This is a genomic window from Roseovarius sp. W115 (assembly GCF_032842945.2).
Taxonomy (GTDB): domain Bacteria; phylum Pseudomonadota; class Alphaproteobacteria; order Rhodobacterales; family Rhodobacteraceae; genus Roseovarius; species Roseovarius rhodophyticola.
The window spans coordinates 3,104,407-3,119,925 of record NZ_CP146606.1; the positions used below are offsets into that span (position 1 = coordinate 3,104,407).

At 54.0% G+C, this 15,519-nt stretch carries 14 protein-coding genes, 3 tRNA genes and 2 pseudogenes; 16 read left to right on the plus strand and 3 right to left on the minus strand.

All coding sequences use genetic code 11. From position 1 onward, the window contains the following. The first annotated feature begins 7 nt into the window (after window positions 1-7). The 6 genes and pseudogenes from sufC (at window position 8) to RZS32_RS15815 (ending at window position 4,695) form a co-directional block, all read left to right on the plus strand. Window positions 8-763, plus strand: coding sequence for a Fe-S cluster assembly ATPase SufC (sufC, locus tag RZS32_RS15790; RefSeq protein WP_317054523.1), 756 nt, complete (start codon window positions 8-10; stop codon window positions 761-763). Beyond that, window positions 763-2,045 (plus strand): annotated as a pseudogene (gene sufD, locus RZS32_RS15795) (Fe-S cluster assembly protein SufD). The gene sufC and the pseudogene sufD overlap by 1 nt, the downstream one beginning before the upstream one ends. Further along, window positions 2,045-2,530 (plus strand): YIP1 family protein, encoded by a 486-nt coding sequence (locus tag RZS32_RS15800; RefSeq protein ID WP_317054525.1) that lies wholly within the window; start codon window positions 2,045-2,047, stop codon window positions 2,528-2,530. The pseudogene sufD and the gene RZS32_RS15800 overlap by 1 nt, the downstream one beginning before the upstream one ends. Beyond that, window positions 2,527-3,177 carry a YIP1 family protein gene (locus RZS32_RS15805; protein ID WP_317054526.1) on the plus strand — a complete coding sequence of 217 codons (651 nt, stop codon included), beginning with the start codon at window positions 2,527-2,529 and terminating at the stop codon, window positions 3,175-3,177. The genes RZS32_RS15800 and RZS32_RS15805 overlap by 4 nt, the downstream gene beginning before the upstream one ends. Beyond that, window positions 3,170-4,390: a cysteine desulfurase gene (locus RZS32_RS15810; protein WP_317054527.1), complete on the plus strand. Its 1,221-nt coding sequence runs from the start codon at window positions 3,170-3,172 to the stop codon at window positions 4,388-4,390. The genes RZS32_RS15805 and RZS32_RS15810 overlap by 8 nt, the downstream gene beginning before the upstream one ends. A 228-nt stretch (window positions 4,391-4,618) precedes the next feature. Beyond that, window positions 4,619-4,695: transfer RNA gene (locus RZS32_RS15815), tRNA-Arg, on the plus strand. A 544-nt stretch (window positions 4,696-5,239) separates the two neighbouring features. Here the strand turns inward: RZS32_RS15815 and RZS32_RS15820 are convergent. Together RZS32_RS15820 and RZS32_RS15825 are read right to left on the minus strand one after the other, a co-directional pair. After that, a pseudogene (locus tag RZS32_RS15820) lies at window positions 5,240-6,229 on the minus strand (recombinase family protein); the annotation flags it as partial. Next, on the minus strand, window positions 6,226-6,516 hold the full coding sequence (locus RZS32_RS15825) for a hypothetical protein (RefSeq protein WP_317054528.1): 291 nt from the start codon (window positions 6,514-6,516) through the stop codon (window positions 6,226-6,228). The pseudogene RZS32_RS15820 and the gene RZS32_RS15825, both read right to left, overlap by 4 nt. 259 nt (window positions 6,517-6,775) lie before the next feature. Between RZS32_RS15825 and RZS32_RS15830 the strand changes: the two genes are divergently transcribed. The 6 genes from RZS32_RS15830 to RZS32_RS15855 all read left to right on the plus strand — a co-directional run bounded on the left by RZS32_RS15830 (window position 6,776) and on the right by RZS32_RS15855 (window position 12,434). Then, window positions 6,776-7,126, plus strand: coding sequence for a type II toxin-antitoxin system RelE/ParE family toxin (locus tag RZS32_RS15830; protein WP_317054529.1), 351 nt, complete (start codon window positions 6,776-6,778; stop codon window positions 7,124-7,126). After that, window positions 7,123-7,416, plus strand: a complete 294-nt coding sequence (locus RZS32_RS15835) for a helix-turn-helix domain-containing protein (protein WP_317054530.1) — start codon at window positions 7,123-7,125, stop codon at window positions 7,414-7,416. The genes RZS32_RS15830 and RZS32_RS15835 overlap by 4 nt, the downstream gene beginning before the upstream one ends. A gap of 25 nt (window positions 7,417-7,441) precedes the next feature. Next, a complete protein-coding gene (locus tag RZS32_RS15840) occupies window positions 7,442-8,197 on the plus strand; it encodes a hypothetical protein (RefSeq protein ID WP_317054531.1) in 756 nt (251 codons plus the stop codon). A gap of 233 nt (window positions 8,198-8,430) precedes the next feature. Further along, window positions 8,431-9,042, plus strand: a complete 612-nt coding sequence (locus tag RZS32_RS15845; RefSeq protein WP_317054532.1) for a nucleotidyl transferase AbiEii/AbiGii toxin family protein — start codon at window positions 8,431-8,433, stop codon at window positions 9,040-9,042. Window positions 9,043-9,142: 100 nt separating this feature from the next. After that, window positions 9,143-10,846 carry an SIR2 family protein gene (locus tag RZS32_RS15850; RefSeq protein ID WP_339106707.1) on the plus strand — a complete coding sequence of 568 codons (1,704 nt, stop codon included), beginning with the start codon at window positions 9,143-9,145 and terminating at the stop codon, window positions 10,844-10,846. A 139-nt stretch (window positions 10,847-10,985) separates the two neighbouring features. Continuing rightward, on the plus strand, window positions 10,986-12,434 hold the full coding sequence (locus RZS32_RS15855; RefSeq protein ID WP_317054534.1) for an argonaute/piwi family protein: 1,449 nt from the start codon (window positions 10,986-10,988) through the stop codon (window positions 12,432-12,434). A gap of 22 nt (window positions 12,435-12,456) precedes the next feature. On the opposite strand, the gene RZS32_RS15860 is transcribed toward RZS32_RS15855, so the two are convergent. Further along, a complete protein-coding gene (locus RZS32_RS15860; RefSeq protein WP_317054535.1) occupies window positions 12,457-13,794 on the minus strand; it encodes a tyrosine-type recombinase/integrase in 1,338 nt (445 codons plus the stop codon). A 373-nt stretch (window positions 13,795-14,167) separates the two neighbouring features. Here RZS32_RS15860 and RZS32_RS15865 point away from each other — a divergent pair. From RZS32_RS15865 to RZS32_RS15880, 4 genes are all read left to right on the plus strand, one after another. Continuing rightward, window positions 14,168-14,241: transfer RNA gene (locus RZS32_RS15865), tRNA-Cys, on the plus strand. A 260-nt stretch (window positions 14,242-14,501) separates the two neighbouring features. Next, complete coding sequence (locus tag RZS32_RS15870; RefSeq protein WP_317054536.1) at window positions 14,502-14,807, plus strand: plasmid mobilization protein; 306 nt, start codon at window positions 14,502-14,504, stop codon at window positions 14,805-14,807. After that, window positions 14,800-15,345, plus strand: coding sequence for a GNAT family N-acetyltransferase (locus RZS32_RS15875; protein WP_317054537.1), 546 nt, complete (start codon window positions 14,800-14,802; stop codon window positions 15,343-15,345). The genes RZS32_RS15870 and RZS32_RS15875 overlap by 8 nt, the downstream gene beginning before the upstream one ends. A gap of 74 nt (window positions 15,346-15,419) precedes the next feature. Continuing rightward, window positions 15,420-15,493 (plus strand) — tRNA-Cys (locus RZS32_RS15880). The last annotated feature ends 26 nt before the right edge of the window (window positions 15,494-15,519 follow it).

The following is a 15,519-nucleotide window of genomic DNA, read 5'->3' on the forward strand; positions in this document are numbered from 1 at the left end:
CATGACCATGCTGGAAATCAAAGGCTTGAAAGTCGATCTTGAGGAAGAAGAAAAGTCCATCCTGAAAGGTGTCGACCTGACGGTTGAAGCTGGCAAAGTGCACGCGATTATGGGGCCAAACGGCTCTGGCAAGTCCACGCTCAGCTATGTTCTGTCCGGCAAGGATGGTTATGAGGTCACAGGTGGTGGCGCCACGCTGGAAGGTGAGGATGTGCTGGAGATGGAACCGGAAGAGCGCGCGGCGGCGGGCCTCTTCCTGGCATTCCAATATCCGGTGGAAATTCCTGGCGTGGGCAATATGACCTTCCTGCGGACAGCACTCAACGCGCAGCGAAAAGCGCGCGGCGAAGAGGAAATGAGTGCCACGGATTTCCTCAAAATGGTGCGCGAAAAGGCCAAGTCGCTGAAGATTGATGCGGATATGCTCAAGCGCCCCGTCAATGTGGGTTTTTCCGGTGGCGAGAAAAAGCGCAATGAAATCCTGCAGATGGCTGTGCTTGAACCCAAGATGTGCATTCTGGATGAAACTGACTCCGGGCTTGATGTCGACGCGATGAAACTGGTCGCCCAAGGCGTCAATGCGCTGCGCGACCAGGGCCGGGGATTCCTCGTCATCACGCACTACCAGCGCCTGCTCGATCACATCAAACCTGATGTCGTGCATATCATGGCTGATGGGCGCATCGTGAAAACCGGTGGGCCTGATCTTGCGCTGGAAGTTGAAAACAACGGCTATGCCGATATTCTGGCAGAGGTGGCATAATGGCACTTGATGACCGCAGACATTCCTTAACGGAAGAGCGTTTGTCCAGCATGACGGTCCCTGATGTGGGTTGTACCGCTGAGGCGCGTCAGGCTGCTCTTGCCCGGCTGCGCAGCATGGGTCTGCCGCAGGGCCGGGATGAATACTGGAAATTCACCAAACCTGACACGCTGGTGCAACCGGATGCACCAAAAGCGGCTCTCTTTGTGGACGACGAAGCCCCGCTTTTCGACAACGTGGACCGGCTCAAAATCGTCTTCGTGGATGGGGTCTATAGCCCAGAGCTGTCAGACCCGTTCGAACTAGAGGGGGTGCAGGTCGACCGGCTGGAAGACGTATGCTGCACCGATGACCACTGGGCGGAGGATCTGTATGGGGTCCTTGAGGCACGCGGTCAAACACCCGTTGCGCGTCCGCTGGCTGCACTGAACACCGCTTATGCCGGCGATGGCGTGACAATCCGGGTCACGGGTCAACCGTCAAAGCCGATCAACCTGATCTATACGCATAAATCAGAGACGTCTGACGTGTTCCTGCATCATGTTGTGCGGGTGGAAAGTGGCGCTGAGGCGACGATCCTTGAAACCGGCCCGGCGGCGGCACGGTTCAACAAATGCATGGAGATCGAGATTGCCGATGGCGGCGCGCTTCACCACATCCGGGCACAAGGGCGCGACCATGAGCGTCGGGCCGTCACACATATGTTTGCGCGGTTGGGCGAGGAAAGCACGTTCAAGTCCTTCACTTTGACGGCCAACGGCGTTCTGACCCGCAATGAATGCGTTGTGGAACTGACAGGCGACAATGCAGTGGCGCATGTGGCGGGGGCCTGTGTTGGAGATGGTGATTTTCACCATGATGACACGGTTTTCGTCACCCATGATGCGGTCAATTGCGAAAGCCGTCAGGTCTTCAAGAAGGTACTGCGGAACGGCGCCACAGGTGTGTTTCAGGGCAAAATCCTGGTTCAGCCCGGCGCGCAGAAAACCGATGGCTACCAGATCAGCCAATCGCTGCTTCTGGATGGTGACAGCGAGTTTCTCGCCAAACCGGAGTTGGAAATCTACGCCGATGACGTGGCCTGTTCGCACGGCTCGACCTCAGGTGCGATTGACGAAGAGGCGCTGTTTTACCTGCGCGCGCGGGGGTTCCGCATGCTATTGCCACCGATCTTCTGACATTGGCGTTTCTTGCCGAGGCGGTTGAGGAAATTGAAAGCGAAGCTTTGCGCGATGACATCAACACGCGTCTGGAAGCCTGGCTGGAGCGACGGCGCGGCTAATGCCGGTAACGACGGACATTGTTGCGACCTATCGGGGTCCGCGCACGGTTTTCCGGCGCCTCTTGGATATGGGTGAAAATGAAGGCCGCGCGCTTGCCATTCTGATGGCAGGTTGCGCGGTGTTTTTCGTGGCCCAGTGGCCAGCTTTGTCCAGAGAGGCGCATCTGACGGACCAAGAGCTCAATCCGCTATTGGGTGGGTCGCTCATGGCCTGGATTTTCATTGCGCCTCTGATCTTCTACGCGATTGCCTTTGTGAGCCAGTTTGTGCTGCGCGCCATGGGCGGGGCCGTTACGGGCTTTGCCACACGTCTTGCGCTCTTCTGGGCCTTTCTGGCAGCAAGTCCGCTCAAGCTCTTGCATGGGCTGGTTGCAGGCTTTATCGGCCCGGGTCAGGCGCTGACCATTGTCGGGGCCATTTGGCTGGCCGTGTTCTTGTGGTTTTGGGTGTCAAACCTGCGCGAAGCCGGGTGGGGGGCGAAGTGAATTCTGAGACGTTGAAACCACTCTTTGCGCTGACGCTACAGAACCCGCGTGCAGCCGCGGAACGCGTGATTGCGCTTGGGTTGCCCGCGTCCGTGTGGTGGATGCTGTTATCGCTTACTGTTGTGTTGTCGTCGCTCTATATGGTGGGGCGCTTCTTGGCGGCACCATTGCCACCCGCGCTCTTAGAAGAACTGTCCAGAACGCCAAATGGTCAGCAAACCCTCCTTTTGTACTCTTTGTTCACAGACAGCCCGTTCTTTACGACAGTGATGCTGTTCGGTTTCACCGTGCTGATGGTGCATGTGTTGTGTTGGGTGGGGCGAGCTTTGGGCGGGCAAGGCAGCCTTCTGGACATCCTCAGCGTGTTCACCTTGTTACAAGTCATGACCTTGTTGCTGTCATTTGGTTTGTTCCTCATCAGCCTGATTGTGCCCGCTCTCGCGGCGCTGGGCTCACTTGTGTTTCTGGCCTGGACGCTTTGGGCCGTAACAAGCTTTCTTGACGCGGCGCACGGGTTCAACAACCCCCTCAAGGCGTTTGGTGTTCTCGTTGTGTCGTTCATTGCGGTTCTTTTTGGAGCTTCCATCGCGATGGGTGTTCTGGGCGGACTATTCCTCGGCATAACCGGAGGGGCTGGAAATGTATGATGTAAATGAAATCCGCAAAGACTTTCCGATCCTGTCACGCGAGGTGAACGGCAAGCCGCTGGTCTATCTAGACAATGGCGCAAGTGCCCAAAAACCGCAGGTCGTGATTGACGCCATCACACAGGCCTATGCCCAGGAATACGCCAATGTGCATCGCGGCCTGCATTACCTTAGCAACCTCGCGACCGAGAAATACGAAGCCGTGCGCGGCATCATCGCGCGGTTCCTTGGCGTGGCCGACGAGAATCAGATCATCCTCAATTCAGGCACGACCGAAGGGATCAACATGGTCGCCTATGGCTGGGCCGTGCCGCGCATGGAAGCGGGCGACGAGATCGTGCTGTCTGTTATGGAACACCACGCCAATATCGTGCCCTGGCATTTCCTGCGCGAACGGCAGGGTGTGGTGCTCAAATGGGTGGATGTGGACAGCACCGGCGCGCTTGATCCACAGGCCGTGATCGACGCGATTGGTCCCAAGACGAAACTGGTTGCGATCACACAGCTTTCAAATGTTTTGGGCACGCAGGTTGATATCAAAACCATCACCGAAGCGGCCCATGCCAAGGGCGTGCCAGTGCTGGTCGACGGCTCTCAAGGTGCTGTGCACGGGCCTGTGAACCTCGATGATCTGGGTTGTGATTTCTATGCGATCACCGGGCACAAGCTATATGGTCCTTCGGGGTCCGGCGCGATCTTCGTCCACAAGGACCGCCTCTCTGAGATGCATCCCTTCATGGGCGGCGGCGATATGATCCGCGAAGTTCATAAGGATGAGATCACCTATGCCGACCCCCCGATGAAATTTGAGGCGGGCACGCCGGGCATCGTGCAAACCATAGGCCTGGGCGTTGCGCTGGAATACATGATGGGTCTGGGGATGGACAACATCGCCGCCCATGAAAACCGCCTGCGCGACTATGCCATGGCGCAGCTCAAGGGGTTAAACTGGTTGCAGCTTCAAGGCACAACCCCTGACAAGGCTGCGATTTTTTCCTTTACGCTCGATGGCGCGGCGCATGCGCATGACATCTCGACCATCCTTGACAAGAAAGGCGTCGCTGTGCGCGCCGGGCACCACTGCGCCGGACCGTTGATGGATCATCTGGGCGTCACCGCCACCTGTCGCGCATCATTTGGGCTCTACAACACCGAGGCAGAAGTCGACGTGCTGATCGAGGCGCTTGAACTGGCGCATGAGCTTTTTGCCTGAAATTGCAGATTGAAAGGCCGCGGCACGACAGCTATAGAGCCTCTCACGCGGACCCATAGCTCAGCTGGATAGAGCGCTGCCCTCCGAAGGCAGAAGTCAAGTCTGGCGATGGTTTGGGGTGCTGGTAAAAGGAATTGAAGAAACAATGGCTTGAGCGGATATCGGGTTCGCTCTTCAATCGGCCGAAAATCTCGCGTAAGCGTGGCGTAAGCATCGCGCAAACGTTACGCACCCGTAGCTCAGCTGGATAGAGCGCCGCCCTCCGAAGGCGGAGGCCAGAGGTTCGAATCCTCTCGGGTGCACCATTTCACATTTCGCTGTTATTTTGCTGAGAAATTCAAAGATTACAGTGGTTTGCGGAGTTCGAAATCCATCCTCGCGATCATAAGCCAGTGGCGCTTGGAAGAGCGCTCTGAGCACAGTTTTCTTCTGCTCGAGAGATCCATTTATATAGCTATTCCAAGGGTTTGTGAGGAACTTCTTATAAAGTTCGAAAATTTTCCCGATGGACCTTCTCGGCGTCTCTTTTTGCTCTGCTTTTTCGGTGAGAAGCAGCTTCTGCTCTTCCAAATTCGCGATCTTTTTCTCAAGCGCGGCGAAGACCTTCGGGTTAGTGACCTCCACCATACGCTCTACTACCGCGTCCTGTTGTTGCTCAACTTGCACCAATTCACGTTCGATGGATGCCTTCGCGTGTCGCATTTGCTGTGAGCGCATGGCCCAGGCGTTCTTCACCATCAGGGTCACAAGCGCGATAACAGTCTTGGTGGGGGCAATCCCCGTGAGCAGCGCCTCAAAATCACCGTCGATCTTCTCAGCCCGAATGTTCTTACGATACTCAGGGCAATCTGGCGTCTTGCACCAGTAATAGGGGTATCGTTTACCCGTCCCACTTCTGGACCAACAGGACGTCAAAGGCTGGTTGCAACAAGCGCAACTGACGGCACCGCGCAGGGGAAAGTCGCTGCGTATGTCTTTGCGGGCAGGCGCTATAGGCTTCTCGTTGAGACGCGCTTGTATTTTGTGGAAGGTTTCCAGCGAGATCAGAGGTTCATGATGACCCTTGCGCCGGGAGATGCCCCAAGGTTCATGCTCAATGTAGCCCGCATAGATAATCCGGTTGAGTAGGTTGGTGACGCGCGTGGGATGGACCAACCCGGTTCGCTTGTCACTTGGAAACTCTGGATGCGCTTCAAAGAAGCGCTTGAGCTCTGCTTGTGTGGCAAACTGCCCGGACGCGAACCCTTCCAGCCCTTCTTGGATGATGGACGCGAGAGGCTCGACACGGGTGAGCAGCCGCCCATGTGATCTTTGCTTCTTGTAGACATAGCCATAGGGCGCAGAGAAGACGGCATAGCCATTCATCATGCGACCGCGCATACGGTTGGAGGTTTGCTCAGCGTTCTTCTCTCTTTGGTGCTGCGCCACGCTGGCCAGCATGTGCTCCACCAGCCGTGAGTCACTGTCATCGCCAAACTCAATCGAAGGGCTTTCGAGAACGCCGCCTGCCGCAGCCAGTGTCTCGCGTAGCGCGATATGCGCCTTCATGCTGCGGGCAAATCGGCTGATGTCATCAATGATCACCACCACAGATCCTTTGGGATGCAGTCTCAGGAAAGCGAGCATCCGATCCAGGACGGGTCGCTTCTCATACTTGCCCGACATATCTTCGCGGAACACGTCCACGACATCGTAGTCCTTGTAGGTGGCATATTCTCGGCACCGGTTCTCTTGTGAGGCCAGGCCGTCTCCGTCGCGAACTTGCTTGGCCCCGGACACACGCGCATAAATCACCGCCTTGGTGGGTTTAACTTCTGTTTTTTGATCTCCTCGTGTCATGCGTCCTCCTCTTCGTCTCTCACCCAGTCTGCTTCTAATAAGGATACCAGATCGGGAGGATCATCGGACAAAGGATCGGTGCCTTCTCCACAGATTTGTTGAACCGGGTTCAGGCCAAAGCCGAGATCAACAAAGCTCAAGGTGATGGACCATAATATCTCAATCAGCTCGCGCTTCTCTTCTTCTGAGATGTCTTCATCCTCAAAGAACGGCAGATAGGCATCCCAATCAATTGTGAGCGTCGGCGGGGCCGTCTCGGGATTAAACTCGGGGGGTACATCATCCATGATCCTGTCGTCCTTTCTTCAATCAATTTTTGGGAAAATGTGGTTCCAGCAGAGCCTTACATTGCAGGCGCACGCGTGGAACAAATATAGAACATACTCTCACATCTTCCTCCCTCACACAAGGAAAATATTCCAATGATCCTATGTGCTTAGATGTGACCATGCCATGGCAGACCAATGACAATCTTGGGTAATGCGCGGGTAGGGACGGGTATAAGGAGTAACTTGACAATATGTACCTAATATGGTACCCTTCTTTATGAATGATACGAAACGCTTGCCCGCGCGGTTCTTTGAAACGGAGGCGGGCAGACTGCCAGTCCGGGAGTGGTTGTTAAAACTCACTGAGGAAGAAAGACGGTTGATCGGTGATGACATACGTACTGCAGAGTTTGGCTGGCCGATTGGCATGCCGCTCTGTCGTCCCATGAAAACCCATAAGGGGCTATGGGAAGTGCGAACGAACCTGCCGAATGGCAAAATAGCGCGTGTTCTCTTTTGCGCCCATGACGGGCAGATGGTGTTGTTACATGGCTTCATCAAGAAAAGCCAAAAGACACCCAAGGCAGATTTGGACATGGGCGCGAGAAGAATGAGAGGTTTGAAATGACACATGATGTTGAAAAGGGGCGCGTTGGCCAATCCTTTGATGACTTCCTCAAGGAGCAAGGAACCTTTGAGGATACCACAGAGGTGGCCGTAAAACGCGTACTGGCGTTCCAACTGGCCGAGGCGATGAAAGCCCAAGGCATCACCAAGGTGGAGATGGCCAAGCGCTTGTCGACCAGTCGGTCTCAGTTGGATCGCTTACTGGACCCGGATCATGACGGGGTCACGCTGAGTATCCTTGCGCGTGCTGCCAAGGCTGTGGGGCGGGGCATTCGTCTTGAGCTGACCTAGTCTCGCTGAGGGTTGATCCATACATATGCATGACTTTGAAGAGTTTGACTGGATGCACGCCAGCAAGGCGGAGCGTGTTGAGCCCACAAAGAAGCTCTTCCTAGCCTTGAAGGCGGTCTCAGATATCACAGGCCGCGCCGTAGACCTGTTGATGGATGACGCATATGGCACACCCAACACGACAAGCCCGCACTATGCGTCCAACTTCAGGCGCGGCAACATCGCAGCGGGCAAAGCGCTGATGATCCACCGCTGGCTTGAAGAAAACCACTTTGAGATTGCCAAAACTGCAGCGCCAGAGCTCTTCCAGTTCAATCCCAAATCAGCATGGCAGCAATTTGTGGATCGCCATGCGATTAAAGGCCAACTGCGCATTTTGAAGCTCAAAGACAGTATGGGGTTGATCGAACGCGATGATGAGGACAGGCCAGACCGAGATACCCTCAGGTTGACGCAGAGGTTCTGCTTTGAGCTTGAGACCGAAATGATCGGTCGTGTGCTTGCGTTCCAGAAATATCAAAACAAGTGGCACAACTTTCCACTGGGTGCAGACCAGCGGAACCTTTGGGGCAGAGTGGCATCAAACCCGCAGTTGCTGCCATGTGCCCCTGATGGCTCTCCGATTGCACTCAAAGAAAACAATGATGCGGGCGATCATCAATTTGCGATGATCGTCTCAGACGCTCAAAAATTGCCAAGCGAGATGCGGCAGTTGGCGAAGCTTGATCTTGAAAGCCAAGCTTTTGAGTTGCATGTGGTGGCAGTGACGATAGTCACGTAGGTCGCTGAAACATGCCGAGCATGTTTTAAAGTCTAAGGCACGGGACCACCCGTGCAGGTTCCTGAAATCCCAGCTTATGCCGAAGCCTCGACCTGATCCTCGACCATCAATCATTTTGTTACTATGTATTTCGATGAATTCAAAATGAGAGTGCTTTTTGGTAGTCACGTGACTGATGAAGAACCTAGTCGGAAGAAATATACAGCGCGCAAAAAAAAACCGGAGTTTTGCAGGTGAAATCAGATGAAACCGTAGCGGCAGAACCTGAACCGCGTGGTGTCGTGTTCGAGCCGGATCGCCGCCGCGTCTCATCTGCAGTCGAAGACGCATTCGGATTTGCAGAGACTGCGGTTGTCTCCTTCGAGGATCTCTATGGCGGAAAGATTGTTGCTGCTCTCGACCGGCAACATCCGCGCGACCTCTTCGACATCAAGCAGCTCTACGAAAATGAAGGTCTCACGGATAATCTCTTCCGATCGTTTCTGGTTTACCTCGCAAGTTCGAGCAGGCCGCCACACGAATTACTGAACCCAAACCTCCGCGATCTTGAAGCTGTCTTCGCGAAGGAGTTTGACGGGATGACGGTGTTGCCGGTGACCGTCGACGAACTCGGGGCAGCGCGCGACATACTGATTCAGGACATTCGAGGCCGTCTCTCGGGACGGGCAGCGGAATACCTGTTTGGACTGGCAGATGGCGAGCCGGACTTTGACCTAATCGGACTACCTAACGCAGCTGGTCTCCCCGCAATTCGCTGGAAGTTACAGAATGTTGAGACGTTGAAACAGCAAGATCCTACAAAGCACCGGGGACAGGCGATAGCACTGGAACGGCTTCTTTTATGACATTTCAAACCCAGATGATTCAGTTAAACGAAGTTCCGGTTGTGCGAAGTAGCTGCGCATGTCTGTGTGGTAATCCGGTTCCATATCGTGGGGTGCTGACATGAGTTGGCACGCCGAGATCAAGTTCATTGACGGACCGAAGTTCGTGCCAAGCTTTTGGCTGAGGCCAAGTGGATTTGCTTGGCTACTAGGGGCAGGCGCATCGGCCTCCGCTGGTATACCCACAGGGTATGACATGATCACGGATTTCAAGAAGCAGCTGTTCTGTCAGTTGAGTGGGACAAGCCGAAAACAGGTTGATTGTAATGACCCCTTATGGATGGAGCGGATCGATCTGCTGCTAGAAAGTCGATCCGCCTTACCGCCACCCGGTGATCCTATGGAATATGCTGCGGCGTTTGAAGCTGTGTATCCAACACCAGAGGAGCGCCGCGCATACATTGACCATGCAGTTACTAAGGGAACGCCATCATTTGCGCATCGGGCACTCGCTGCAATGATTACGAGAAAGTCTGTGCCATGCGTTTTTACCACAAACTTTGATGCCATGATTGAGACAGCCACTACGGTAACCGACCAGTTGTTCGATGCATCCGAGCGCGCCAATTTAACGGTGGCGGGGATCGACAATGCTGCGCGGGCCGCCCTTTGTATTAAGGAGTCGCGTTGGCCCCTTCTTGCGAAGATGCATGGTGACTATCAGTCCGTTGAACTCAAAAACACGACTGAAGAACTCGCCTCCCAAGATCGCGAGATGAGGCATGTTCTGACCAACGCCTGCACTCGGTTCGGCCTCATTATTGTTGGCTACAGCGGTCGAGACCAATCTGTCATGAGTGCTTTGACAGATGCATTGACTACGCCAAACGCATATCCGACTGGCATCGTTTGGACCTGCAGATCAGCAAAGCATCTTTTGCCGGCTGTCATTGAGTTTTTGAACGCTGCGGCAGATGCCGGCGTGAGTGTTTCGGTAGTTGAAACACAGACATTCGATGAGCTTGCAGCAGATTTGCTTGACGGAACCGAACTGCCTGACGTTCTTGCCGCGCATGTTTTGCAAGCACGACCTGCCGAAGTAAATCAAATGGTGCCTATTCCATCGGGGGATCGCCGTGCCTTCCCGGTTTTGCAAAGCTCCGCTGTTCCAATAATCGAGATGCCGGAGGTGGCGCGTCGAATAAAGCTCAACAAGTCAATTACCACCCAAGAGGCGCAAATGACCCTCAAGGCGTCTCGAAAGACAGGGATCGTTGCGAGTGTGGGTCATGAATTGGCGGCATTTGGGCGCGATGAAGATTTGCTCGCGGCTTTTTCAGATCATGGGGCGGAAATTGCGGGGACCATAGAGCTAAATATTGTCGATGAAAGTTGGGCAATGGGGTTGGTATATGACGCGCTAGTACATGCTATTTGCCGCACTCAGCCAATCCTTCCACGGTTGCGGCGCAGTGGCCATGTGGCTGTTTTTGCTCATGGTCGCCGTGACGAAAATGCTTCTGTGGCCGAGCAGCGAAAAAATCAACAGTCTTCGGCGCAGTCCGCCTATGGGTCTGCGCTCACCGGTAGGCTGCCCAACCAATCTGGGTTCTTTTTCAATGAAGGCATCCGCATTAAACTTGATAGAGTGGTGGATAGGTGGTGGTGCGCTTTCGAACCTGCCACTTTCGTAAAAACCCCCGAACCGATGATCCAAACCAAGAAAAGAAGAACCGAGATATTGTTGTCGATTGGACTCGAGAGCGGTGGGCACGGCGCTATAACAATGTGTGGTCAAAGATCATTTCAGCATGGGTTCCGCTGATTGCTGGCAATAAAGAGGGGCGCATTCAGGCATGCGGCATTCAGAAATCCGATGGTGTTGACGCGGAATTCTTGATCTCTTCTGCAACAGCGTGGAGCAGGCCGTCGCATGATCATGCGTACTTTCAGAGGCGATGAGCATGAGCGTAGATTACTCCAAATCGAAATTGCCACCATTTTCATTGTTGGGCGAACCAAATCTATCTTTTGACACTGATGATAGTTCGCTTGATGTGAACCCACTTCGCGGTTTGGATCGGTTCGGGCCTCACAGCAGCGACGTATTTCCAAATTTTACGCCAAATGTACGCTTGGCGACAATGGGTCCACAGAGTGGGTGGGCCCAAATGAGAGGATTGGTTTCGACCCTGAGATCTCATCAAGCTCCGGCTGACAGAAAAGACTATGTTCCTGCTTTTGGTGGGTTCGAGAAGGTGTTTGGAGTGCCGCTGGTGGCAGCGGATAAAAACGCGCATATCAAGTGGAATGATGAGCTTTATTCTACAGGCCCTGATCAACCTCCGCATTTGCAGCTTCTCAACGCAATGCGGGAGGGAATGGATCAACTCAGCCTTGTTAGAGACCAGTTTGATGTCCTCCTGGTGCATTTACCTGAAATGTGGAGATCGGCCTTTTTTGCGGAAGGGTTTAACGCCCATGACGAGTTAAAGGCACTTGGCGCTGCGAGCGGGATTCCTACACAGGTCATTAATGATCGCAGCTTTTCGTTCAGCTACAAAGCATCCTTAGCTTGGCGGCTGTCGATTGCCCTTTATGTCAAAGCTGGGGGTATTCCTTGGAAGCTTGGCCCATTGCAAGGAGTCCCGGAACATACTGCGTATATTGGCTTGGCCTACTCATTGCGCAGTGGCGCGGAAGGGACCAAATTTGTAACATGCTGTTCGCAGGTGTTTGATGCCGATGGCGGGGGCATGCAATTCGTCGCCTTTGAAGCTCGCGATCCCGTTCAGGAAACTCCAGATATCCGACGCAACCCATACCTGAGCCGTAGCGATATGAGAGCGGTAATGGCGCGTAGTCTGAGCCTATATCAAAGTCGTAACGGAGGATCTCTGCCGCGACGATTAGTTGTGCATAAGACTACCGCCTTCAAGCAGGATGAAATTGAAGGGGCTTTGGATGCTACATCGGCGATCTCTGAAGTTGAGTGTGTGGAGATCAATCGTTCATCTCCTTGGCGATCAGTTTGGTTGACTGAAAACAAGGGTTCTGGTGCACCAAGTCGACCAGATGGTTATCCTGTTCCGAGGGGCACGACGCTTGTTCAATCGGGATGTTCTGCGCTGGTTTGGGTGGCAGGTAACGCACCAGATGCTTCATTGGAGCGAAACTATTATCAAGGTAAGAAGAGCATTCCGAAGCCGCTGAAAATTGTGCGGCATACCGGGTCTGGGCCATTGGAATGCACTGCTCTTGAAGCCCTCGCGTTGACCAAAATGGATTGGAACAACGACGCACTTTATGATCCCGTACCGGTTACAATTCGTTACTCTCAAACCTTGGCGCAGACCATTGCAAACGTCCCAACGTTGCCTGGCAGAGAGTACCCATATCGGTTGTTCATGTAGCGCATTGCTATGAGCCGGAGGGTCAAGTTCGGGTGCTGCCATCGCCAGCTAGAGTCGACTGCGCTAAAAATTGGGATAGAGCTTCGCGCCGCGCGGTTCGATCGAGTGCGTAGGTCGTTTGCTCGAACTGAGCACCGTTGAGCAGCCCTTGCACGTATCCCGCAATGGTATCTGCCGCCATAGTGAGCACGCTGTCGAGCGAATGGATATACTTACTTGTGATGGAGTGCGTCGCATGGCCGAGGAGTGTGGCGATCGTGCTCTCGGTAAAGCCAAGGTCGTTAGTGATGCTCGCGAAGCTATGCCTCAAAACGTGCGCTGTGAGGTCTGACAATTCAGAGTCACCGAACACCTTCCGCCATTGCCTCGGTAGCCCGCCATAGGTGTCCGCCCCACGCTTGCCCGGAAAGACGAAATCGCTCGTCGCCGTCTCGCGAAGCGCTTCCAGCAACTCGATGGCGGGCAGACCAATGGGTCGGACGGAAGCGCCTTCTTTCGAGTCTTCCAAGCGCAGGCAGCTGTTATCGAAATCTACTTCGCTCCACTTCAACGAGATGACCTCGCCGCGGCGACAACCTGTTAGCGCCAAAAGGCGGCTGATCCCAACGGTCCATGCCATGTCGGCGTCTTTTTCCGCTTCGTTCAGGAGGCGTCCAAGTTCACGATACTCATCCTCGCTCAGCCTGCGATCTCTCACTTGATCCCTGGGCTTTCTTATCCCGTGAGCGACATTGTGTTCGATAATCCCCATGCTAATCGCATAAGTGAGCATCGAGCCGGTGAGACCTACGCATTTGCTGGCCGTGCCCCGGCCGCCGCGTAGGATGGATTTGCCGCGCTTCTTTGTTTTCTTCACCGCCTTCGTCTTCCCGGCGATTACGTCGTTCATCATTTTCGTCACGTCGGCCTTGGTGAGGTCCTGGACACGGCGTTGTCCTATCAGGGGTATGATGTGGCCACGCAGCTGGCCCTTGTTCACGTAGATCGTCGACGGTCGTTTTGGGCGACCGCCTTTGCCCATGATGAGGCCCGCATCCATCGCTTCGATGTAGCGTTCGGCAAGTTCACTGACCGTCATCGCGTTGCGGTCCGCCTGCCTGGCCTCCGCCGGGTTCTCGCCTTGTGCGATCTTGCCGAGTTGGACTTTTGCTTCCTTCCGCGCCGTGTCCGGCGTCCAGATACCATGAAGACCGATACTATAACGGCGCGATCGACCGGCGGCGCGGTATTGGAGGACGTAGCTGCGCTTTCCGGATTTGAAGACCCGCAGCCCGAACCCGTGCAGCTCGTCATCCCAGATGACGTAGTCTTTTTCTCGGGCCTCGGCGGCGTCCACGACGCGCTTGGTGAGTTTTGGCATGAGAAGTCGCACCTTTCCGGCCGGTCCCGCGTAAGCACTGCGTAAGCAGTAGGGCGGAAATCGCGACCTGCGTTTGGATAGAGACTTCGGCGGAGCGCTTCAGAAAAACAATGTCTTTCAAAGCGTTATCGTATAAAGACGTGCTCTATCGCATGTTTCGGATAGGTGCTATTAAATCCTCCGAAGGCAGAGGCCAGAGGTTCGAATCCTCTTGGGTCCGCCATTTCAAGTGCGCTACCGCCCCCGGCCATTTAAGTGCGAATAAGGTCCGAACTTTGCCCGAACCATTCCACCAGAGTTTCCTGTGTCCGGCACCCAATGATTTTGGCTTGTGCTTGGGCTGGCATATGCTAGGTTGACGCGGTCACTAAGAGGCGAGTTGGCGGAGTGGTGACGCAGCGGATTGCAAATCCGTGTACACCGGTTCGATTCCGGTACTCGCCTCCAATAAAATCAATAGCTTAGCGGATCATGGCTTACTGTTTGAATGTAAAATGGGCCACTTTTCGGGCTTTCGCAACTGATCCATTTGATTGCCATTATTGTTAAGTCTTTGATATAGAAATCTTATTTTAGACTTCGACCACCGCCATAATGATCATCTTGTGACGATCATGGTTGGTTTGATTACCATGGCGATCATGATTATCTTGACTTGTACGGCGGAAAGACGTACATAAGTACTCGAAAAGGAAAGGAACCAACCGATGTTTGCGATGATTGAGCCCGTCGATACGGGCGAACGCATGACTGCGCGCAAGGAAGTTCGTATGCGCCCAAGCGACGAAAACCGAATAAAAGCTGCAGCCGCAACCGTCGGCTTGAACGAAGCTGACTTCATTCGTCAGGCTGCGCTCCAACAAGTAGGCGAAGTGGAACGCCGTTCAACGATGTCGGTTTTGCCTGTAGAAGCTTTCGAAGCATTCAGGAGCGCCGTTTCTACGCCGGGCAAGGTTATTCCGGGCTTGGCCAAAGCTGCCGCTCAAGTGGAGGGCATCCTGAAGGATGCCTGAAACACAAGCCAAAGCGGCTGAACTGACAATCTCACAATTCGACAAAGCGCTGCATGAACGCAGCGCTTTTTCATGTGGCTTCGAGCCAATTGACAAGTTTCTCAAAGAAGCCCTGACCGATCATATTAAGACTGGATACCTCACAGCGTTCATGGCGACAGAGGAAGGGCAGAAAGAGGTAATCGGCTTCTACACCCTAAATGCGTTTGCGGTTAGTCCCCAACACATCGAAACTCCCAAACGACCGCGACCACCGCCGACCATCCCCGCCACTTATATAAAAGCTGTCGCAGTGCATAAAGACCTGCAGGGTAAAGGAATAGGAAAAGCCCTCATGGTTCACGCTCTACGACAAGCGATGGAGATATCCGAAAAAGTGGGTTCTATGGCCATTGTTCTGGACGTCTTGCGAGACGAGGCTTTTGAGCGCCGTTCCGCGTTCTATAAAGGGTTAGGATTTCAACCAATGAACGATCCGGACAATGTTGATCGTGTCTACGTCAGCATGAACGACATACGCGCCACACTAGGCGCGTAAGGCCGGATGCATTTTACATTCAACTGCTAACCTACTGACATCCCACGGGCGTCCTGCGGTTCATTTTACAAAATAGTTCAATGAAATCAGTAGAATTCATAGGATTGCAAATCCGTGTACACCGGTTCGATTCCGGTACTCGCCTCCAATCTCCAAGAAGTACAGCGCGCGGAA